Origin of the sequence: Streptomyces sp. ATexAB-D23, from assembly GCF_000373645.1 — a bacterium.
Lineage (GTDB): Bacteria > Actinomycetota > Actinomycetes > Streptomycetales > Streptomycetaceae > Streptomyces > Streptomyces castrisilvae.
The window spans coordinates 1-20,350 of the sequence record NZ_KB892005.1; the positions used below are offsets into that span (position 1 = coordinate 1).

Here is a 20,350-nt window from a genome sequence, read left to right on the forward strand (position 1 = left end):
GAGTGCCGGTCCACGATCAGGTGGACCTTGCGGTCGAAGTGGCCGACGAGCCGGGCAAGGAAGCGGCACATGACCTTCGCATCGAAAGTCTCGGTGAAGACCATGAAGTGCATCCGGCCGCGGGTGCTGATCGCGGACATCGCGTTCACGGAGAACCGGTTGCCGGTGCGACGGACCACCGGCGTCACGCCTTTGGCGCCCCAGGTGCGGCCGGTGACCTGGTCCGAGCGGATTCCGACCTGGTCACCGAAGAGGACTTCGGCACCTTCCGCCTTCGCCCTGGCCCGGATCGCCGGCCAGGCCTCCTCGCACCAAGTGCGGACGGTCTGCGGGTCCTGTTCGACAGCCCGCTTGTCCGGCCGCTGGAAGGTCAGGCCCCACCGCTTGAGGTACTTGCCCACCCCGGGTTCGGTGAAGCGGATCCGGTACAGCTTGAAGATCAGTTCACCTATCAGCCCCCGCGTCCACAGCTGACCGGAAAGCCCCAGGTCACAGGGGATATGGTCAAGGACCGCCTGCCGCACGGCGGCCTGTTCGGCCTCGGACAGCACCTGGTGCTCGCCTGTGCGGCGGCCTCGCGGCCGGGACAGCAGCGCGTCCCGGCCACCCGCCTGCCACCTCGCCCACCAGTTGTCCACGGCCCTGACCGACACCTTGAACAAGCCCGCGACCTCCGACCTGTCCCGACCCTCCACCAGCGCGGACACCGCCAGTAGCCGCACAGCCTCCTGTGCGTCCGGCGACCACGTCCGCGCGTCCCCCACCAGATCACNCACACACAGTCAACGAGCCTGAACCCAAAGCGTTCCGGATCAATAGGGCACGCGGAGGGCACGCCGCCGCTCAAGAGTTCCAGACAACAAAGAAGCCCCCGGCCGCTGGCCTGGGGCTTTTTCATGGAGCGGGTGACGAGAATCGAACTCGCGCTCTGAGCTTGGGAAGCTCATGTTCTACCATTAAACTACACCCGCGTAACGCCGTCGCTGATCAGCGATGCATCGTTCCACACTGTACCCCATCGCCGACCGGGTGGGGGTGACGTGGGTGTCGGGGGCGGGAGTTGGGGGCGTAGCGTGGGTGGTCGGAGTGCCGCGTGGAGTGGGGTCCTGTTCATCCCCTAATGTGGCGGTCTCGTCCACGGCTTGATGGGGAAGGGACTTGATGGACTCCATGGAGCGCACCGTCGTCCGCTGTGCCGAAGGGCACGTTTTCGCTACCAGTTCGTTTCCGATGCAGCAGCTCGGGGCCGGGCGGATCGGGCCCGGGCGGCTGATCCGTTGTCCTCGTTGTGCTCGGTTGCGGCATGCCGTGCCTGTGGTGTTCGAGCAGCGGTAGCGGGCGGGTGACAGGCGCGCGGGCGGCCCGATGGGGGCGGGCCCGCGCGTTCTGCGTATCCTCGGTGGGTGCTTCTCTCAGACAAGGACATCCGGGCCGAGATCGACGCCGGACGCGTACGTATTGATCCATTCGATGCGTCGATGGTGCAGCCGTCGAGTATCGATGTGCGTCTCGACCGCTACTTCCGGGTGTTCGAGAACCACCGTTATCCGCATATTGATCCGGCCGTCGAGCAGGTCGATCTGACGCGTACCGTCGAGCCGGACGGGGACGAGGCGTTCATCCTGCACCCGGGGGAGTTCGTGCTCGCGTCGACGTACGAGGTCATCTCGCTGCCGGACGATCTCGCGTCGCGGCTGGAGGGGAAGAGTTCGCTCGGCCGGCTCGGGCTGGTCACGCATTCCACGGCCGGGTTCATCGACCCCGGTTTCTCCGGGCACGTGACCCTGGAGCTGTCGAATCTGGCGACGCTGCCGATAAAGCTGTGGCCGGGGATGAAGATCGGTCAGCTGTGCATGTTCCGGCTGAGTTCTCCTTCGGAGTTTCCTTACGGCTCCGAGCGGTACGGATCTCGTTATCAGGGGCAGCGGGGGCCGACCGCGTCGCGCTCCTTCCTGAATTTCCACCGGACGCAGGTGTGACGGTCGATGGGTGACGACGTGCGGGAGAACCTGACGTACGACGGCTTCGGGCATGCCGTGCGGGAGCTGGCGCAGGCGGTGGCCGACGACGGGTACGAGCCGGATGTGGTGCTGAGCATCGCGCGGGGCGGGGTGTTCGTCGCGGGTGGTCTCGCGTACGCGCTGGACTGCAAGAACATTCACCTGGTGAACGTGGAGTTCTATACGGGTGTGGGCACCACGTTGGAAATGCCGGTGATGCTGGCGCCCGTGCCCAACGCCATCGACTTCTCGGCCAAGAAGGTCCTGATCGCCGACGACGTCGCCGATACCGGGAAGACGCTGAAACTGGTGCGTGATTTCTGCATCGATCACGTTGCCGAGGTGCGGTCCGCGGTCATCTACGAGAAGCCCCAGTCGCTCGTGAAATGCGAGTACGTGTGGAAGAAGACCGATCGCTGGATCAACTTCCCGTGGAGTGTGGAGAAGCCCGTCGTGCGGCGCGGCGGGCAGGTTCTCGACGCCTGAGTGGGTACGTGACGAGTGAGTACGCGGGTGGGAATGGCTGGGCCCGGTGGTGGATTTCTCCGCCACCGGGCCCTTTCAGGTGTTGCGGTTGTGCCTCAGGTCCTCAGATCGTGCCGAGTTTCAGGATCGACACCAGCGCCAGCAGCTGGATCGCCGACGCGCCCAGTGCCTTCGGCCACGGCAGGTCGTGCGACTTGCTCACCATGGAGGTGAGGAGCGCCGCCGCGGCCAGCCAGGTGATCCAGCCGAGGATCACGACCAGGGAGTTCTCGCCGCCCAGGAACATCGCGAACACCAGGCGCGGGACGTCCGTGAGGGACATGATCAGCATGGACAGGCCCACCGTCGGCTGCCACGAGCCGTCGCCGCCGAGCTGGCGGGCGAGCGTGTGGGTGACCGCGCCCAGGACCAGGCCGCCGAGTACGAAGCAGACGCCCGTGATGAGGACGTACGGGACGGCGCTGGAGACGGGGGCGCGGATCGCGTCTTCGCGGGCCTCGTCGAAGCCGAAGAGGGCCAGCAGGCCGTAGAGGAACGTCACGATCAGGGCGGGGCCCCAGACCGGGTAGTCCCGCATCTGCCAGAACGTCGGGCCGGGGCGCGTCACGATGCCGCTGAGCAGCTGCTTCCAGTGCAGGCGCGGGCCCATGGGCGGGGCGGGGGCGTGGCCGGCGCGGTAGGCGTTGCCGTCGCTGTACGGCTCCTCGCCGATGCTGAACGCCTGCGTGTGGCCGGGGTTGTTCGCGTACGGATCGCCGTGGTGCGGGCCGCCCTGCTGGGGGTACGGGTCGCCGAAGTACTCGGGTTCGTCGGGGCCGCCGCCCGGGTAGCCGCCGTTGCCCGGGTAGCCGCCGGGGTGGTGCGGGCCGCCGGGGTGGTTGTAGCCGTTGTCGGCGGGGTAGGCACCGCCGTCGTTGTAGCCCGGTGCGGCGTGGTGCGGGGCGTTGTTCCCTCCCGTCGGCGGCCATTGCTGCTGTCCGTACGGCGGCGGGGGTGCCTGATTGCCGTACGGCTGCTGCCGCGGTTGCTGTTGCCCTTGCTGCGGGGTGCGGTTGTCCCGGCCGCGTCCGATCCTGAATCCAGCCACCCATCGAACGTACCTGCTCCATCGGGGGCGGGTGCCGGGGCGGCGGAACTGGCCGGCCTTTGACGCTCAGCTGTGACATCCCCTAGGGGGTCCCCGAGGGGCTGCCACCAGCACGCCGCGGGGGAAGGCAGGAGCGGGAAAAGCGGAAGCGGCCGGTCCTGCCCCCGAGGCAGGTCCGACCGCTTCGCTCCGCCGTGGCGCGGGTCCGGCTACTTCGCCGGTTCCGGCTCCGGTGCGTCGGCCGATTCCGGCTCGCCCGCCGGGTCGGCCGGGGTCTTCACGGAGTCGAGCAGCAGCTGCGACACGTCGACCACCTGGACGGACTCCTTCGCCTTGCCGTCGTTCTTCTTGCCGTTGACCGAGTCGGTCAGCATGACCAGGCAGAACGGGCAGGCCGTGGAGACGATGTCCGGGTTGAGGGAGAGGGCCTCGTCGACGCGCTCGTTGTTGACGCGCTTGCCGATCCGCTCCTCCATCCACATCCGGGCACCACCGGCGCCGCAGCAGAAGCCGCGCTCCTTGTGGCGGTGCATCTCCTCGTTCCGCAGTCCCGGGACCTTCGCGATGATCTCGCGCGGGGGCGTGTAGATCTTGTTGTGACGGCCCAGGTAGCAGGGGTCGTGGTACGTGATCAGGCCCTCGACCGGGGTCACCGGGATCAGCTTGCCCTCGTCGATGAGGTGCTGGAGCAGCTGCGTGTGGTGGATGACCTCGTACTCGCCGCCGAGCTGCGGGTACTCGTTGGCGATGGTGTTGAAGCAGTGCGGGCAGGTGGCGACGATCTTCTTCGTCGCCTTGGCCTTCTTGGTCGAGTCGTCCTCGTCGTCCTCGCCGAACGCCATGTTCAGCATCGCGACGTTCTCCGCGCCGAGCTGCTGGAACAGCGGCTCGTTGCCCAGGCGGCGGGCGGAGTCACCCGTGCACTTCTCGTCGCCGCCCATGATCGCGAACTTGACGCCCGCGATGTGGAGGAGCTCGGCGAAGGCCTTGGTGGTCTTCTTCGCGCGGTCCTCCAGGGCGCCGGCGCAGCCGACCCAGTAGAGGTAGTCGACCTCGGTGAGGTCCTCGATGTCCTTGCCGACGATCGGGACGTCGAAGTCGACCTCCTTGGTCCACTCGACGCGCTGCTTCTTGGCGAGCCCCCAGGGGTTGCCCTTCTTCTCCAGGTTCTTGAGCATGGTCCCCGCCTCGGACGGGAACGCGGACTCGATCATCACCTGGTAGCGGCGCATGTCGACGATGTGGTCGACGTGCTCGATGTCGACCGGGCACTGCTCCACGCACGCACCGCAGGTGGTGCAGGACCAGAGGACGTCCGGGTCGATGACGCCGTTCTCCTCCAGCGTGCCGATCAGGGGGCGCTCGGCCTCCGCGAGGGCGGCCGCGGGGACGTCCTTCAGCTGTTCGGCCGAGGCCTTCTCCTCGCCCTCCATGTCCTTGCCGCCGCCGGCCAGCAGGTAGGGGGCCTTGGCGTGCGCGTGGTCGCGCAGGGACATGATCAGGAGCTTCGGGGAGAGCGGCTTGCCGGTGTTCCAGGCGGGGCACTGCGACTGGCAGCGGCCGCACTCGGTGCACGTGGAGAAGTCGAGGATGCCCTTCCAGGAGAACTGCTCGACCTGGGAGACGCCGAAGACGGCGTCCTCGGCCGGGTCCTCCCAGTCGATCTCCTCGCCGCCCGAGGTCATCGGCTGGAGCGCGCCGAGCGCGACCTCGCCGTCGGCGTTCCGCTTGAACCAGATGTTCGGGAAGCCGAGGAAGCGGTGCCAGGCGACACCCATGTTGGTGTTGAGCGACACCGTGATCATCCAGATCAGCGAGGTGCCGATCTTGATCATCGCGACGAAGTAGATGAGGTTCTGGAGGGTGCCGAGCGCCAGTCCCTTGAAGGCGAGGACCAGCGGGTACGAGACGAAGTACGCGGCCTCGTAGCCGCCGACGTGGTGGATCGCGCCCTCAAGGCCGCGCAGGGTCAGGATCGCCAGGCCGATGACGAGGATGACGTACTCGACGAAGTACGCCTGCCAGGCCTTCGAGCCCGCGAAGCGGGACTTGCGGCCCGCCCGGGACGGGAGGTTCAGCAGCCGGATGGCGATCAGCACGAGGATGCCGACCGTCGTCATCAGGCCGATGAACTCGATGTACAGCTCGAACGGCAGCCATTCACCGATGATCGGCAGGACCCAGTCGGCCTTGAACAGCTGCCCGTACGCCTGGAGCAGCGTCGGCGGCAGGGTCAGGAAGCCGATGGCGACGAACCAGTGCGCGAAGCCGACGATCCCCCACCGGTTCATCCGGGTGTGGCCGAGGAATTCCCTGACCAGGGTGAGGGTGCGCTGCTTCGGGTTGTCGGTGCGACTGCCGGCCGGGACCGGCTGTCCGAGCGTGACGAACCGGTAGATCTGCGCGACGGCTCGGGCGATGAGCGCAACGCCGACCACGGTCAGCACCAGCGACACGATGATCGCGGCGAGTTGCATTGGGGGCTCCTCGGGCCTGCGAGGTGGGGATCGATCCAGCGTCTACTAGCGGGTACCGCGTGTGCCAGTGGGCATGGAGGTGATCACTGGGACTACGAGTATCGCTACTACTAAGCAGTAACTTAATCAGTCTGTGCTGACACTATCCACTTATTCCGCCGTCCTGTAGCCGGGCAGGCGGTGATCTGTGTCGCTCAGGTGTGCCTTGCCGCGCCACCGAGGGGCGCGGGCCGCCCGGAGCAGGGGGGCGCGGACCGCCTCGGCCAGGATCGCCAGGTCCAGCCGCAGCCCCTGGTGCTCCGCGTAGTGCTGGTCGAGGAGCGCCGCCTCGTCCCACGGCATTCCCGAGCGGTGGCGCACCTGGGCCAGGCCGGTCAGGCCCGGTTTCAGCTCCTGGCGCCAGTGTCGCGCGCCGCCGGAGCCGTTCCGTACGTCGCCCGGGGCGAGCGGTGCCGGGCCCACGAGGGAGAGCTCGCCCCGTACGACGTGGTGCAGCCGGGAGACGATGTCCAGTTTCAGGCGGCGGGTGCGCAGTGAGCGCAGGACGAAGGGGCGGCCGTGCAACCCGGTGCGCGGGGAGTGCGTCAGTACGTCTGCCGGCCGGTGCCGGACGGCGAGCGCCAGGGCGGCGGCGGCCAGCAGCGGGGAGGCCAGGAGCAGCAGGGCCGAGCCGAGGAGCACGTCCAGGGTGCGCTTGGCGGTGGGGCGGGGGAGGGGTGCGGGGGTCAGGGTGCGCAGGGTCTCGCGCGCGGTCGTCAGGCGGGATGCCCGGGGCGGCTGCCAGGGGCGTGGCCCGCGGCCCCGCTGCCCTCTCCTCTGCGTACGCATCGTTCGCACCTGCCTGGGTTCGGCGGATCGGATGACGGTTTTGCACTGCTCACGGCATTTTGTGACAGAACGATCCCATGCGGCCATGATGGGAAGGGTTGTATGGCCCATCGGGTGGGCAGGTGTCGCCGGTCGCGCGGGGTGTGTGCACGTAAGTTGAGTCCACTCGACTCAGGTCTGTTGACTCCGGGACGGGAGTCATGCATCCTTGAGTCAGATCCACTCAAGTAGTCATGTTGGAGGAATCGAAATGGCACGTGCGGTCGGCATCGACCTGGGCACGACTAACTCCGTCGTCAGCGTTCTCGAAGGCGGCGAGCCCACCGTCATCACCAACGCAGAGGGCGCCAGGACCACGCCGTCCGTCGTCGCCTTCGCGAAGAACGGCGAGGTGCTGGTCGGCGAGGTCGCCAAGCGCCAGGCAGTGACCAACGTCGACAGGACCATCCGCTCCGTCAAGCGCCACATGGGCACTGACTGGAAGGTCGACCTGGACGGCAAGAGCTTCAACCCGCAGCAGATGAGCGCCTTCATCCTGCAGAAGCTCAAGCGTGACGCCGAGTCGTACCTGGGCGAGAAGGTCACCGACGCGGTGATCACCGTCCCGGCGTACTTCAACGACTCCGAGCGCCAGGCGACGAAGGAGGCCGGCGAGATCGCGGGCCTGAACGTCCTGCGTATCGTCAACGAGCCGACCGCCGCCGCGCTGGCGTACGGGCTCGACAAGGACGACCAGACGATCCTCGTCTTCGACCTCGGTGGCGGCACCTTCGACGTGTCCCTCCTGGAGATCGGCGACGGCGTCGTCGAGGTGAAGGCCACCAACGGTGACAACCAGCTCGGTGGCGACGACTGGGACCAGCGCGTCGTCGACTACCTGGTGAAGCAGTTCGCCAACGGGCACGGCGTGGACCTGTCCAAGGACAAGATGGCTCTCCAGCGTCTCCGCGAGGCCGCGGAGAAGGCGAAGATCGAGCTGTCGTCCTCGACGGAGACCACGATCAACCTGCCGTACATCACGGCGTCGGCCGAGGGCCCGCTGCACCTGGACGAGAAGCTCACGCGCTCGCAGTTCCAGCAGCTCACCGCGGACCTCCTGGACCGTTGCAAGACCCCGTTCCACAACGTCATCAAGGACGCGGGCATCCAGCTCTCCGAGATCGACCACGTCGTTCTCGTCGGTGGCTCGACCCGCATGCCGGCCGTCACCGAGCTCGTCAAGGAGCTGACCGGTGGCCAGGAGGCCAACAAGAGCGTGAACCCGGACGAGGTCGTCGCGATCGGCGCCTCGCTCCAGGCCGGTGTCCTCAAGGGCGAGGTCAAGGACGTCCTGCTCCTCGACGTCACCCCGCTGTCCCTCGGTATCGAGACCAAGGGCGGCATCATGACGAAGCTCATCGAGCGCAACACCACGATCCCGACCAAGCGCTCCGAGATCTTCACGACGGCCGAGGACAACCAGCCGTCCGTGCAGATCCAGGTCTACCAGGGCGAGCGCGAGATCGCGGCGTACAACAAGAAGCTCGGGATGTTCGAGCTGACCGGTCTGCCGCCGGCGCCGCGCGGCGTCCCGCAGATCGAGGTCGCCTTCGACATCGACGCCAACGGCATCATGCACGTCGCCGCGAAGGACCTCGGCACCGGCAAGGAGCAGAAGATGACCGTCACCGGCGGCTCCTCGCTGCCGAAGGACGAGGTCAACCGGATGCGTGAGGAGGCCGAGAAGTACGCGGAGGAGGACCACGCCCGCCGCGAGGCCGCCGAGTCGCGCAACCAGGGCGAGCAGCTCGTCTACCAGACCGAGAAGTTCCTCAAGGACAACGAGGACAAGGTCCCCGGTGACGTGAAGACGGAGGTGGAGACCGCGCTCACCGAGCTGAAGGAGAAGCTCAAGGGCGAGGACACCGCCGAGATCCGCACGGCCACCGAGAAGGTCGCGGCCGTCTCCCAGAAGCTGGGCCAGGCGATGTACGCCAACGCCCAGGCCGAGGGCGGCCCGCAGGGTGACGCGCAGCCGGGTGCCGAGCAGGCGCAGGGCGACGCCCAGGACGATGTCGTCGACGCCGAGATCGTCGACGACGAGAAGGACTCCAAGGGCGGTGCGGCGTGACCGAGGAGACTCCGGGCTTCGAGGAGGAGCCCGACGTCCCCTCCGGCGCCACCCCTGACGACGCCGAGCCGAAGGCCGCCGCCCCCTCCGAGGAGGAGGCTGCGGCCCCGGCCGGGGACGCGAACCAGATCACGGCACTCACCGCGCAGCTGGACCAGGCCCGCAGTGCGCTCACCGAGCGCACCGGCGACCTCCAGCGGCTCCAGGCCGAGTACCAGAACTACCGCCGCCGCGTGGAGCGGGACCGGGTCACGGTCAAGGAGATCGCTTCGGCGAACCTCCTGTCCGAGCTCCTGCCCGTGCTCGACGACGTCGGCCGGGCCCGGGAGCACGGAGAGCTCGTGGGCGGGTTCAAGTCGGTGGCCGAATCGCTGGAGACGGTCGTCGCGAAGCTCGGTCTGCAGCAGTTCGGCAAGGAGGGCGAGCCCTTCGACCCGACGATCCACGAGGCCCTGATGCACAGCTACGCGCCGGACGTCACGGAGACGACCTGCGTAGCGATCCTGCAGCCCGGGTACCGGATCGGCGAGCGCACCATCCGTCCCGCGCGGGTCGCGGTGGCCGAGCCCCAGCCGGGCGCGGCTCCCGCGGCGGCGAAGGAAGAGAAGACAGACGACGAGGAGAGCGGTGGCGGCGAGGAGGTCTGACATTCCGTCCGATCACCTGGCAGCACACCGCCCGGCCACCAGGACCTTCCGTCCGGTCGGTGCCAGGGCCTTCGGGCCCGGCGCCGGCCGGACGGGGGGCTCCCGGCCGGTCGTCCGAAAGGAGGGACGTCGATGAGTACGAAGGACTTCGTCGAGAAGGACTACTACAAGGTTCTCGGCGTCCCCAAGGACGCCACCGACGCCGAGATCAAGAAGGCGTACCGGAAGCTCGCCCGCGAGTTCCACCCGGACGCCAACAAGGGCGACGACAAGGCGGAGGAGCGCTTCAAGGAGATCTCCGAGGCGAATGACGTCCTCGGCGACACCAAGAAGCGCAAGGAGTACGACGAGGCGCGCGCCCTCTTCGGCAACGGCGGCTTCCGCGCCGGGCCCGGCGGCGCCCAGGGCAACTTCAACTTCGACCTGGGGGACCTCTTCGGAGGCGCCCAGGGCGGCGGGGGCCAGGGCGGCGCCGGCGGATTCGGCGGCGGCGGCGGGCTCGGCGACGTGTTCGGCGGCCTGTTCAACCGCGGCGGCGGCACCGGTACGCGGGTGCAGCCGCGGCGCGGCCAGGACATCGAGTCCGAGGTGACGCTCAGCTTCACCGAGGCGGTCGACGGGGCCACGGTCCCGCTGCGGATGTCCAGCCAGGCCCCCTGCAAGGCGTGCTCCGGCACCGGCGACAAGAACGGCACCCCGAGGGTGTGTCCGACCTGCGTCGGTACCGGACAGGTCTCGCGCGGCAGCGGCGGCGGCTTCTCGCTGACCGACCCGTGCGTGGACTGCAAGGGCCGCGGTCTCATCGCCCAGGACCCCTGCGACGTCTGCAAGGGCAGCGGCCGGGCGCGTTCCTCGCGGACCATGCAGGTGCGGATCCCGGCGGGCGTCTCCGACAGCCAGCGCATCCGGCTGCGCGGCAAGGGCGCGCCGGGCGAGCGCGGCGGCCCGGCCGGCGACCTGTACGTCGTGGTCCATGTCGACGCCCACCCGGTCTTCGGCCGCAGGGGCGACAACCTCACCGTCACGGTGCCCGTCACCTTCACGGAGGCGGCGCTCGGCGGCGAGGTGAAGGTCCCCACGCTCGGCGGGCCGCCCGTCACGCTGAAGCTTCCGGCCGGCACCCCGAATGGGCGTACGATGCGGGCCCGCGGCAAGGGCGCGGTCCGTAAGGACGGCACCCGGGGCGACCTCCTGGTCACCGTCGAGGTGACCGTGCCCACCGACCTCGGCACCGAGGCCAGGGACGCGCTGGAGGCCTACCGGAAGGCGACCGCGGGCCAGGACCCGCGGGCGGAGCTGTTCCAGGCGGCGAAGGGAGCTTGAGGTGGACGGCCGACGGCGTAATCCGTACGAACTGACCGATGAGTCCCCGGTGTACGTGATCTCGATCGCGGCCCAGCTCTCGGGCCTGCATCCGCAGACGCTGCGCCAGTACGACCGCCTCGGCCTGGTCTCCCCCGACCGCACGGCCGGACGCGGCCGGCGCTACTCGGCCCGTGACATCGAGCTGCTGCGCACCGTGCAGCAGCTGTCGCAGGACGAGGGCATCAACCTCGCCGGCATCAAGCGCATCATCGAGCTGGAGAACCAGGTCGCGGCCCTTCAGCAGCGCGTCGCCGAACTCTCGGCGGCCGTGGACGGCGCCGCGGCGGCGATGCAGCAGCGCGAGGCCCAGGTCCACGCCTCGTACCGGCGCGACCTGGTCCCGTACCAGGACGTGCAGCAGACCAGTGCGCTGGTGGTCTGGCGGCCCAAGCGGCCGAAGGACTGAGCGGCCCCGCGCGTACGCGGCCCGTCATCCCGGTGTTCCGGGCATGGCGGGCCGCGTCGTCGTGTGCGGGGTCTGTGCGACGCCCGTACGGACGAGGAGGGCGCCGAGGTGGGTGCGGCTGGTGGCGCCGAGGGTCCGCATGAGCTTGGCGATGTGCGCGCGGCAGGTGCGGACGCTGATGCCGAGGGTGCGGGCGACGGCCTCGTCCTGGTTTCCCTCGACGAGCAGGCGCGCGATGCTCTGCTGGACGGCGGTGACGGGTGCGCCGGGCACGGCGGTGGGCAGCGGCTCGCTGAACGGTGTGGCGCGGGCCCAGAGGACGTCGTACAGCTGCGCCAGGTAGCGGACGAGCGCGGGGTGGCGGATCTCCAGGGCGGCGCTGCGGTCGGGGGTGGCGGGCAGGTAGGCGATCTTGCGGTCGAAGATCATGAGGCGGTCGACCGCCTGCTCCACCGTGCGGACCTGGAGGAGGTCGCCGGGCAGCCGTTCCAGATACGCCTTGAGCCCCGGGCCGTAGCGCGCCGAGTGCTGGTAGATGTGGCGCAGCCGGACGTTCCGCTCGACGGTGGGCAGGGTGCTGGACAGCGCCACCCGGAGCATCTCGGGTGAGCGGGTGCTGCCGGGCTGGAGGGTGAGGATCTCGTCGTTCGCCTCCTCCAGGGCGGCGCTGATGGCCGCCTGGATGGTGGACTGCCCGGCGACGACGGTGATGGCGAGGTCCGCGGGCCGGTCGGTGAGCGCGTCGAGCGCCCCCAGCGTCCGGGCCGGACGGCCGGCGGTCCGTACCTGCTCCAGGATGTCCCGGGCCAGGGGATGCAGCAGCTGTGCCAGGGCCGCCGACGGCGGTACGGGGCGCAGCCACTGGCCGTTTGCGGGGTCGGGCGCGAGCAGGGCGTGGTCGGTGAGGCAGGGCACGTGGGCGGCGGCGGAGCGGGCGACGCGGCCGTGGGACAGGGCCTGGGTGTAGAGGCCGACGGCCTCGTCGCACAGCGCGTGGCCGCTGTGGCCGTGTCCGGGTGACGGGGGCATTACCGGGCGGGCTCCGCGAGGTCGGAGCGGACGAGGAGGGCGCCGAGGTGGGTGCGGCTGGTGGCGCCGAGGGTCCGCATCAGCCGGGAGATGTGGGCGCGGCAGGTGCGGACGCTGATGCCGAGCTTCTCGGCGACCGCCTGGTCCGCGTACCCCTCGACGAGGAGGCGGGCGATGCTGAGCTGTACGGCGGTGGCCGGGGCTCCGGGGACCGCGGTCGGCAGGCTCTCGGTGAAGGGCGTGGCCACGGCCCATAGCGTCTCGTAGACGTCCGCGAGGTAGCGGACGAGGGCGGGGTGGCGGATCTCCAGCGCGGTACTGCTGTCGGGGTCGGCGGGGATGTAGGCGGTCTCGCGGTCGAAGATGAGGAGGCGGCCGACGCTCTGTTCCATCGTGCGGATCTGGAGGCGGCCGGAGGGGATCTCCGTCAGGTACTCCCTGAGCCGGGGGCTGTAGCGCGCCGGGTGCTGGTAGAGGTGCCTGAGCCGTCCTCCCGCCGCGATGACGTACTCGGCGTTCGCCAGGCCCTGCCGCATGTTGGTGGCCATGCGGTTGCCGCCGGGCTGGGCGGTCAGCACTTCCTCCCGGGCCGACCGCGAGGCGTTGCGGAGCGCCGCGCGGATCCTGTCCCGCCCTTCGAGCACGGTGATCGAGCGGTTGGGGTCGTCACCGGCCGTCGCGGCCAGCGGCATCAGCGACCGGGTCAGCGCGGTGGCCAGCCGCAGGCGCGCGTCGATCTCCCGGCTGAGGGGGTCCAGCAGCCGGGCCAGGGCAGCGGACGGTGGTACGGGGCGCAGCCACGCGGCGTCCCGCGGATCGGGCAGGAGCAGGGCGAGGCCGACGAGGCAGGGGGCCGGTCCGAGGGCGCTGCGGGCGATGCGGCCGGCGGTGAGGGCCTCCGTGTAGAGGGTGAGGCCGGGCTCGCACAGCTCCCGCTCGCCGTGGGGGTGCGGCGCCGGTCCGGTCACTTCCCGGCGCCTTCCACGATGCCGGACTGGACGAGGAGGGCGCCGAGGTGGGTGCGGCTGGTGGCGCCGAGGGTCTGCATGAGCTTGGAGATGTGGGTGCGGCAGGTGCGGACGCTGATGCCGAGCTTGCGGGCCACGATCTGGTCGGCGTTCCCCTCGGCGAGGAGCCGGGCGACGCTCAGCTGGGCGGTGGTGACCGAGGTGTGGGGCGCGGTGGCCTGGAGGGGGGCCGAGAGCGGTTTGGCCTGGGCCCACAGCACTTCGTACACCTGGATCAGGTAGCGGACGAGGGCGGGGTGGCGGATCTCCAGGGCGACGTCGCGGTCGGCGCTGGCGGGGATGAAGGCCACGGTGCGGTCGAAGACGAAGAGGCGCTCGACGGTCTGCTCGATGGTGCGGACCTGGATGTGGCCGGCCGGAACCTCTTGCAGGTACGCCTTGATGGCGGGGCTGTAGCGGGCCGGGTGCTGGTAGATGTGGCGCAGCGTCACCCCCCGGTCGGCCATGGCCTGGGCGCGGCCCAGCGCCTTCTTGAGCTGGTCGACGGGCCGGCTGCCGCTGGGCTGGAGGGTCAGGACCTCCTCCCGCGCGCCGTCCGTGGCGTTCTGGATGGCCGCGTCGATCAGCGGGATGCCTTCGAGGACGGTGATGGCGAGGTTGGGGTCGGTGCTGGCGACGGAGGCCAGGGGGGCCAGGGAGTCGGCCAGGGCGGCGGAGAGCCTGATGCGCTCGTGGATCTCCCGGGTGACGGGTTGCAGCAGGTGGGCGAGGGCCGCGGAGGGCGGCACCGGGCGCATCCAGGCGTTGTCCTGCGGGTCGGGGTGGACGAGCGCCAACTCGGTGAGACAGGGGGCGGGTTCCAGCGCGGTCCGGGGTACGCGTCCCGCGCTGAGCGCCTCGGTGTAGATGCTGACGGCCGCTGCGCACAGTTCGAGGTCTCCGTGCGGGTGGTGCGCTATGTCCTCGTCCTTGCCCATTCGTGACCCCCCACTTTTGGCAGTGCAGCAAGATGAAGGTGGTGGAAGCGTAATCCCCGGGGCAGTGTGGACGTGCCGGGGGAGCCGGGAACTTCCCCGGCCGATCCAGGGCGTGGCCACGCTTCTCCCCCGTTGGGTGGCCGTGCCCTGCCGGCCCGGGGGGTGGGGATCTCATGGGGCCCGGCCCGGTCAGGAGTCCTGTTCGAGGATTCCTGACCGGGCGATCAAGTAGCCGAGCTGGGCCCGGCTGTTGCTGCCGAGCGCGGCGGCGAGTTTGGCGACGTGCGCCCGGCAGGTGCGGACGTTCATGCCGAGGCGGCGGGCGATCGAGTCGTCCACATGGCCCTCGATGAGCAGCTGGGCGATGGAGTACTGGACTCCGCTGATGCCCAGCGGTATCGGCTCGTACTTGATCTCCTCGCGGAGCGGAGCGGCGCGTTTCCAGAGTTGCTCGAACACGTTGGCCAGGTACTCGACGAGTCCGGGATGGCGCAGTTCCAGGGCGACTTGCCGGTCGTCCTGGGCGGGGATGAAGGCCACCGTCCGGTCGAACACGATCAGGCGCTCGACGAGTTCCTCAAGCGTGCGGATCTCCACGTTGCTGTCGGCCATGCGTTCCGCGTACGCGAGTGTGCTGGGGCTGTGCCGCACGGTGTGCTGGTAGAGGGTGCGCATCCGGACGCCTCGCTGGACGACGGAGAGGCCGCGGTCCAGCGACTTGCTCAGGCGGTCCTCGATGCGGCCGCCGCCGGGCTGGACGGTGAGGACCTCGGTGCGGCACTCCGCGGTGGCCTGGTCGAGCGCGGCGTTGATGCGGTTGACGCCCTCCAGCACGGTGATCGCGTGGGTGACCGGAGGGCCCTGCGTACTGATGTCCATGAATGGCTCGAACGATTCGGTCAGCTGAACCGAATGCTTGCGGCGTTCCAGGATCTCCCGCTCCAGCGGATGGAGGTGCTGAGCCAGGGCAACCGAAGGGGGGACTGGTCGGAGCCATGCCGGGTCGTCCGGATCGGGGTGCAGGAGGGCGAAATCTATGAGGCAGGGTGCCGGTTCGATGTCGGCCCGCGCTATACGCCCCAGACGCAACGCACTGGCGTAAAGACGCGCCCCGGCCTGGCAAAGTTCGGTGATCCCATGAGGATGTGCCGGATTGGTGCTTTTTGTGGCCATATCTTCACCCCCCAGGTTCCTGAACATACAGGAACATGATGCATCTCCTCGGTGGTGCTTGCGTGCCCCTGTAAGACATCGTCTTTGGTGCGGGGGAGAAGAATCCACAAGTGAGGACGAAGCCGACTATGTATAAGCGAATGCTTCGCTCGGCGCTTGCCGCCTCGTTCGTTGCGGCCCTGGGTATAGGGCTGTTGGGCGGCAGCGGCTTTGGGCAGGGCGGCGATGGGGCTGTCGCTGCCGGGGACATCGGCTGGACCGTTTCGCCCGCCAAGTCGGACATCGGATGGACCGCCTCGGCTGACGGGTCGGACATCGGCTGGACCATTCTGCCCACCGGCTCGGACATCGGCTGGACCACTGCGCCGGCCGGTTCCACCGCAGTCGCATGACCACCCCACCGGACGACCGGACCTTCCGGCGCGAGATGGCGACCGCCTACCGGTCAGGGTGGCATTTCATCGATCTCGTCACGGCGCTGCCCCGCCGTGGTGACTCGTTGATGGTCACTCTGTTCGGCGACCCGGTCGTCGTCGCCCGGGAGGACGACGGCGAGGTCCGGGCCTACCGATGCCTGCGCAAGCCGCGGGGTGCGCCGCAGCCGGTGCGCTGCGCCATCCGGTACGACATGATTTTTGTGAACCTCGCACAGCGTGACCACCAGCTGTTCGAACCCGAAGCCATTTCCGCCACCCCCCGCAGTGCCTGAGCGATCCCCCGTCGTTCCACGTCGCTCAGTCACTCCCCCACACAGCGGCGCCACCGTGACCTGAACACGGTGGCGCCGTTGTGCTGTGCCCGGACGCGCTCAGCCGCGGCCGAGAGCCCGGTCGAGGGTGATCTCGATGACGACCCGGTCGGGGTTGGGTGACGGCACCCGGTCGTAGCGCTCGGTGTGGCGGCGTACCGCCTCCGCGACCCGCTCCGGGTCGGTGCTGATCCGGGCCACGCCCTCCAGGGTCGCCCAGCGGCGGCGGTGCACCTGGCACGCCGCGACGCGGGCGCCGTCCGGGCCGGCGGCCAGGATGTTGGCGACCTTGCGGCTGTGCTTGTTGGTGATGACGCGGGCGAGACCGGCCTCGGGGTCGTAGGTCACGCACACCGGCACCACGTGCGGGGTGCCGTCGGGGCGGACCGTGGTGAGCGTGCACACGTGGTTCTCACGCCAGAACGCGAGGTACTCGGGGCCGGGATGGTGTACGTCGACTGCCATGGGCCACAGCGTAGGCGGGGCGCGACGCGCTGCGGTGGCGGGTACCCGGGGCGGCGGTTTCACTCGGAGGAGGGGCGGAGGCGGGGTTTCGCCTTGAGTGGAACGGGCTCAACTCTGTGCGCGAGCAGCCTTGAGTGGAATAGACTCAACTTTGTACACGTTGACCGTGGCAGACCAGACGACAACGGACCCCGTCATCGCGAGGAGGAGACAGCGCACGTGGACGCCGAGCTGACCAACAGGAGCCGGGACGCCATCAACGCGGCCACCAGCAGGGCCGTGAAGGACGGCCACCCCGATCTGACCCCGGGGCATCTGCTGCTCGCGCTGCTTTCGGGCGAGGACAACGAGAACCTCATCGATCTGCTGGCCGCCGTCGACGCGGACCAGATCGCCGTGCGCACCGAGACTGAACGGCTCCTCGGCGCGCAGCCCAGCGTGACCGGGTCGACCGTCGCACCGCCCCAGCCCAACCGGGAGACGCTGGCCGTCATCGCGGACGCCGCGCAGCGCGCCAAGGAGCTGGGCGACGACTACATCTCCACCGAGCACCTGCTGATCGGGATCGCCGCGAAGGGCGGCCGCGCCGGTGAGATCCTCGACGGGCAGGGGGCCAGTGCGAAGAAGCTGCTGGACGCGTTCGAGAAGAGCAGGGGAGGGCGACGGGTGACCACTCCCGACCCGGAGGGCCAGTACAAGGCCCTGGAGAAATTCGGCACGGACTTCACCGCGGCGGCCCGCGAGGGCAAGCTCGACCCGGTCATCGGGCGCGACCAGGAGATCCGCCGCGTCGTCCAGGTGCTCTCGCGGCGCACCAAGAACAACCCGGTGCTCATCGGTGAGCCCGGCGTCGGCAAGACCGCCGTGGTCGAAGGGCTCGCCCAGCGCATCGTCAAGGGCGACGTGCCGGAATCCCTGAAGAACAAGCGGCTCGTCTCGCTGGACCTGGGCGCCATGGTCGCGGGCGCGAAGTACCGCGGCGAGTTCGAGGAGCGCCTGAAGACCGTCCTGTCCGAGATCAAGGAGAGCGACGGCCAGATCATCACGTTCATCGACGAGCTGCACACCGTCGTGGGCGCGGGCGCCGGCGGCGACTCCGCCATGGACGCGGGCAACATGCTCAAGCCGATGCTGGCCCGCGGCGAGCTGCGGATGGTCGGCGCCACCACCCTGGACGAGTACCGCGAGCGGATCGAGAAGGACCCGGCCCTGGAGCGCCGCTTCCAGCAGGTGCTGGTGGCGGAGCCGTCCGTGGAGGACACCATCGCGATCCTGCGCGGACTCAAGGGGCGGTACGAGGCCCACCACAAGGTGCAGATCGCGGACGCCTCACTGGTCGCCGCCGCGACCCTGTCCGACCGCTACATCACCTCCCGTTTTCTGCCCGACAAGGCCATCGACCTCGTCGACGAGGCGGCCTCCCGGCTGCGCATGGAGATCGACTCCTCGCCCGTCGAGATCGACGAACTCCAGCGCTCCGTCGACCGGTTGCACATGGAGGAGCTGGCCCTCAGGAACGAGAGCGACGCCGCCTCCAAGCAGCGTCTGGAGAAGCTGCGCCGCGACCTCGCCGACAAGGAGGAGGAGCTGCGCGGCCTCAACGCCCGCTGGGAGAAGGAGAAGCAGGGCCTCAACCGGCTCGGTGAGCTGAAGGAGCGCCTGGACGACCTGCGCGGCCAGGCCGAACGCGCCCAGCGCGACGGCGACTTCGACACCGCGTCCAAGCTTCTGTACGGGGAGATCCCCGGCCTGGAGCGCGAGCTGGCCGAGGCCGCCGAGGCCGAGGAGGAAGCGGCGAAGGAGCCCAAGGAGACCCTGGTCAAGGAGGAGGTCGGCCCGGACGACATCGCCGATGTGGTGGGTGCCTGGACCGGCATCCCGGCCGGCCGCCTGCTGGAGGGCGAGACGCAGAAGCTGCTGCGCATGGAGGCGGAGCTGGGCAAGCGCCTCATCGGGCAGACCGAGGCCGTCCAGGCCGTGTCGGACGCGGTACGCCGTACCCGCGCCGGTATCGCCGACCCGGACCGCCCCACCGGCTCGTTCCTCTTCCTCGGGCCGACCGGTGTCGGCAAGACCGAGCTGGCGAAGGCCCTCGCGGACTTCCTCTTCGACGACGAGCGGGCCATGGTCCGCATCGACATGAGCGAGTACAGCGAGAAGCACAGCGTCGCCCGCCTGGTCGGCGCCCCGCCCGGATACGTCGGCTACGAGGAGGGCGGCCAGCTCACGGAGGCGGTCCGCCGCCGCCCGTACAGCGTGGTCCTGCTGGACGAGGTCGAGAAGGCCCACCCCGAGGTCTTCGACATCCTGCTCCAGGTCCTGGACGACGGCCGGCTCACCGACGGGCAGGGCCGGACGGTGGACTTCCGCAACACCATCCTGATCCTGACGTCCAACCTCGGCAGCCAGTTCCTCACCGACCCGCTGACCAAACCGGAGGAGAAGAAGCGGCAGGTCCTGGAGGTCGTCCGGGCCTCCTTCAAGCCGGAGTTCCTCAACCGGCTGGACGACCTGGTGGTCTTCTCGGCCCTGTCCGGCGACGAGCTGACGCACATCGCGGGGCTCCAGATCGACCGGCTCGCGGCGCGCCTCGCCGACCGCAGGCTCACCCTGGAGGTCACCCCAAAGGCCCTGGCCTGGCTCGCGGAGGAGGGCAACGACCCGGCGTACGGCGCCCGGCCGCTGCGCCGCCTCATCCAGACGGCGATCGGCGACCGGCTGGCCAAGGAGATCCTGGCGGGCGAGGTCAAGGACGGCGACACGGTCCGCGTGGACCGGTTCGAGGACGGTCTGATCGTCGGCTCGACGGCGTGAGCGGAGCGCACATGTCCGTAACCGGAACCCGCCCGCGCCCGTAACCGGAACCCGCACGGCGTAACCGGAGTGCCCGAGGCCCCTTTCCCCGCCGGCCGGATATCAGCTTGTGGCGGATCGGGGCCTCGCGGGCTTGCCATGCCCCGCCCGGGATGGGAGAGGATGGCAGCCAACCGCACGAAGGGAAATTACGGTGAGCATCGATCCGTCCTCGATTCCTAACTTCGGGGGCCAGCCCGAACCGCAGGCGGCAGGACCGGAGGGCCCCGTCGTCCCTGACCAGGACCTCGTCAAGCAGCTGCTGGACCAGATGGAGCTGAAGTACGTCGTCGACGACGAGGGTGACCTCGCCGCGCCGTGGGAGGAATTCCGCACGTACTTCATGTTCCGCGGCGAGGGCGAGCAGCAGGTCTTCTCGGTCCGCACGTTCTACGACCGCCCGCACGACACGGACCAGCGCCCGGTCCTCCTCGACGCGATCGACGACTGGAACCGCCGCACCCTGTGGCCCAAGGTCTACACGCACACCCACGAGCCCGAGGAGGGCTCGGAGGAGACCAGTGCCTCGATCCGCCTGATCGGTGAGGCGCAGATGCTCATCGGCACCGGCGTCTCCCTGGAGCACTTCGTCTCCTCGACGGTCAGCTGGGTGCGTGCCTCCATCGAGTTCGACAAGTGGCTGCTGGAGCGCCTGGGCCTGGCCCCGGCCGAGCAGAAGGCCGCCGACGGCGCGGAGGGCACGGAGTCCGCTCCGGAAGCCTGAGCGACCG

Annotated in this window: 19 protein-coding genes and 1 tRNA gene; 10 read left to right on the forward strand and 10 right to left on the reverse strand. The window is 69.5% G+C overall.

Going from position 1 to position 20,350, the window contains the following annotated elements; translation table 11 throughout:
• On the reverse strand, positions 1–776 hold a 776-nt coding region (locus B082_RS37785), incomplete at its 3' end, for an IS630 family transposase (protein WP_018551076.1).
• A 121-nt stretch (positions 777–897) separates the two neighbouring features.
• Positions 898–971 (reverse strand) — tRNA-Gly (locus B082_RS0106880).
• 432 nt (positions 972–1,403) lie between these two features.
• Between B082_RS0106880 and dcd the strand changes: the two genes are divergently transcribed.
• Positions 1,404–1,979 (forward strand): dCTP deaminase, encoded by a 576-nt coding sequence (gene dcd / locus B082_RS0106890; RefSeq protein ID WP_026249506.1) that lies wholly within the window; start codon positions 1,404–1,406, stop codon positions 1,977–1,979.
• 6 nt (positions 1,980–1,985) lie between these two features.
• Positions 1,986–2,486, forward strand: coding sequence for a phosphoribosyltransferase (locus B082_RS0106895; RefSeq protein ID WP_018551078.1), 501 nt, complete (start codon positions 1,986–1,988; stop codon positions 2,484–2,486).
• 103 nt (positions 2,487–2,589) lie between these two features.
• On the opposite strand, the gene B082_RS0106900 is transcribed toward B082_RS0106895, so the two are convergent.
• From B082_RS0106900 to B082_RS0106910, 3 genes are all read right to left on the reverse strand, one after another.
• Positions 2,590–3,573, reverse strand: coding sequence for a Yip1 family protein (locus B082_RS0106900; protein ID WP_018551079.1), 984 nt, complete (start codon positions 3,571–3,573; stop codon positions 2,590–2,592).
• 209 nt (positions 3,574–3,782) lie between these two features.
• A complete protein-coding gene (locus B082_RS0106905; RefSeq protein WP_018551080.1) occupies positions 3,783–6,050 on the reverse strand; it encodes a (Fe-S)-binding protein in 2,268 nt (755 codons plus the stop codon).
• A gap of 150 nt (positions 6,051–6,200) precedes the next feature.
• On the reverse strand, positions 6,201–6,878 hold the full coding sequence (locus tag B082_RS0106910; RefSeq protein ID WP_018551081.1) for a sugar transferase: 678 nt from the start codon (positions 6,876–6,878) through the stop codon (positions 6,201–6,203).
• A gap of 250 nt (positions 6,879–7,128) precedes the next feature.
• Here B082_RS0106910 and dnaK point away from each other — a divergent pair, with 250 nt between their 5' ends.
• The 4 genes from dnaK (at position 7,129) to B082_RS0106930 (ending at position 11,406) form a co-directional block, all read left to right on the forward strand.
• Complete coding sequence (dnaK, locus tag B082_RS0106915; protein WP_018551082.1) at positions 7,129–8,988, forward strand: molecular chaperone DnaK; 1,860 nt, start codon at positions 7,129–7,131, stop codon at positions 8,986–8,988.
• Positions 8,985–9,635: a nucleotide exchange factor GrpE gene (gene grpE / locus B082_RS0106920; RefSeq protein WP_018551083.1), complete on the forward strand. Its 651-nt coding sequence runs from the start codon at positions 8,985–8,987 to the stop codon at positions 9,633–9,635. Before dnaK ends, grpE begins: the two co-directional genes overlap by 4 nt.
• A 132-nt stretch (positions 9,636–9,767) precedes the next feature.
• Positions 9,768–10,958, forward strand: a complete 1,191-nt coding sequence (gene dnaJ, locus B082_RS0106925; RefSeq protein WP_018551084.1) for a molecular chaperone DnaJ — start codon at positions 9,768–9,770, stop codon at positions 10,956–10,958.
• Between the two features lies 1 nt (position 10,959).
• Positions 10,960–11,406: a heat shock protein transcriptional repressor HspR gene (locus B082_RS0106930; RefSeq protein ID WP_018522258.1), complete on the forward strand. Its 447-nt coding sequence runs from the start codon at positions 10,960–10,962 to the stop codon at positions 11,404–11,406.
• 24 nt (positions 11,407–11,430) lie between these two features.
• Here B082_RS0106930 and B082_RS0106935 read toward each other — a convergent pair whose 3' ends face one another.
• The 4 genes from B082_RS0106935 to B082_RS0106950 form a co-directional block, all read right to left on the reverse strand.
• Entirely contained in the window at positions 11,431–12,435 is a 1,005-nt protein-coding gene (locus tag B082_RS0106935) for a helix-turn-helix transcriptional regulator (RefSeq protein WP_018551085.1), read from the reverse strand.
• Entirely contained in the window at positions 12,435–13,403 is a 969-nt protein-coding gene (locus tag B082_RS0106940) for a LuxR C-terminal-related transcriptional regulator (protein WP_018551086.1), read from the reverse strand. The genes B082_RS0106935 and B082_RS0106940 overlap by 1 nt, the downstream gene beginning before the upstream one ends.
• Positions 13,400–14,380 (reverse strand): helix-turn-helix transcriptional regulator, encoded by a 981-nt coding sequence (locus B082_RS0106945; protein ID WP_018551087.1) that lies wholly within the window; start codon positions 14,378–14,380, stop codon positions 13,400–13,402. Before B082_RS0106945 ends, B082_RS0106940 begins: the two co-directional genes overlap by 4 nt.
• A gap of 189 nt (positions 14,381–14,569) precedes the next feature.
• Positions 14,570–15,580, reverse strand: a complete 1,011-nt coding sequence (locus B082_RS0106950; RefSeq protein ID WP_199783768.1) for a helix-turn-helix transcriptional regulator — start codon at positions 15,578–15,580, stop codon at positions 14,570–14,572.
• A 113-nt stretch (positions 15,581–15,693) separates the two neighbouring features.
• On the opposite strand from B082_RS0106950, the gene B082_RS0106955 reads away from it, so the two are divergent.
• Positions 15,694–15,945: a hypothetical protein gene (locus B082_RS0106955; RefSeq protein WP_018551089.1), complete on the forward strand. Its 252-nt coding sequence runs from the start codon at positions 15,694–15,696 to the stop codon at positions 15,943–15,945.
• Positions 15,942–16,262 carry a hypothetical protein gene (locus B082_RS0106960; protein WP_018551090.1) on the forward strand — a complete coding sequence of 107 codons (321 nt, stop codon included), beginning with the start codon at positions 15,942–15,944 and terminating at the stop codon, positions 16,260–16,262. Before B082_RS0106955 ends, B082_RS0106960 begins: the two co-directional genes overlap by 4 nt.
• Positions 16,263–16,361: 99 nt before the next feature.
• Here the strand turns inward: B082_RS0106960 and B082_RS0106965 are convergent, their stop codons facing one another.
• The gene (locus B082_RS0106965; RefSeq protein WP_018551091.1) at positions 16,362–16,766 is read right to left on the reverse strand and encodes a pyridoxamine 5'-phosphate oxidase family protein; all 405 of its coding nucleotides are present in this window, start codon (positions 16,764–16,766) and stop codon (positions 16,362–16,364) included.
• A 219-nt stretch (positions 16,767–16,985) separates the two neighbouring features.
• Between B082_RS0106965 and clpB the strand changes: the two genes are divergently transcribed.
• Together clpB and B082_RS0106975 are read left to right on the forward strand one after the other, a co-directional pair.
• Complete coding sequence (clpB, locus tag B082_RS0106970; protein WP_018551092.1) at positions 16,986–19,580, forward strand: ATP-dependent chaperone ClpB; 2,595 nt, start codon at positions 16,986–16,988, stop codon at positions 19,578–19,580.
• Positions 19,581–19,773: 193 nt separating this feature from the next.
• Positions 19,774–20,343, forward strand: coding sequence for a YbjN domain-containing protein (locus tag B082_RS0106975; RefSeq protein ID WP_018551093.1), 570 nt, complete (start codon positions 19,774–19,776; stop codon positions 20,341–20,343).
• Positions 20,344–20,350: the final 7 nt, after the last annotated feature.

Coding starts and splice junctions, on each gene's coding strand:
- B082_RS0106895 (WP_018551078.1), top strand. CDS start 1,986: ATGGGTGACGACGTGCGGGAGAACCTGACGTACGACGGCTTCGGGCAT.
- B082_RS0106905 (WP_018551080.1), bottom strand. CDS start 6,050: ATGCAACTCGCCGCGATCATCGTGTCGCTGGTGCTGACCGTGGTCGGC.
- B082_RS0106910 (WP_018551081.1), bottom strand. CDS start 6,878: ATGCGTACGCAGAGGAGAGGGCAGCGGGGCCGCGGGCCACGCCCCTGG.
- dnaK (WP_018551082.1), top strand. CDS start 7,129: ATGGCACGTGCGGTCGGCATCGACCTGGGCACGACTAACTCCGTCGTC.
- dnaJ (WP_018551084.1), top strand. CDS start 9,768: ATGAGTACGAAGGACTTCGTCGAGAAGGACTACTACAAGGTTCTCGGC.
- B082_RS0106935 (WP_018551085.1), bottom strand. CDS start 12,435: ATGCCCCCGTCACCCGGACACGGCCACAGCGGCCACGCGCTGTGCGAC.
- B082_RS0106945 (WP_018551087.1), bottom strand. CDS start 14,380: ATGGGCAAGGACGAGGACATAGCGCACCACCCGCACGGAGACCTCGAA.
- B082_RS0106950 (WP_199783768.1), bottom strand. CDS start 15,580: ATGTTCAGGAACCTGGGGGGTGAAGATATGGCCACAAAAAGCACCAAT.
- B082_RS0106955 (WP_018551089.1), top strand. CDS start 15,694: ATGCTTCGCTCGGCGCTTGCCGCCTCGTTCGTTGCGGCCCTGGGTATA.
- B082_RS0106960 (WP_018551090.1), top strand. CDS start 15,942: ATGACCACCCCACCGGACGACCGGACCTTCCGGCGCGAGATGGCGACC.
- B082_RS0106965 (WP_018551091.1), bottom strand. CDS start 16,766: ATGGCAGTCGACGTACACCATCCCGGCCCCGAGTACCTCGCGTTCTGG.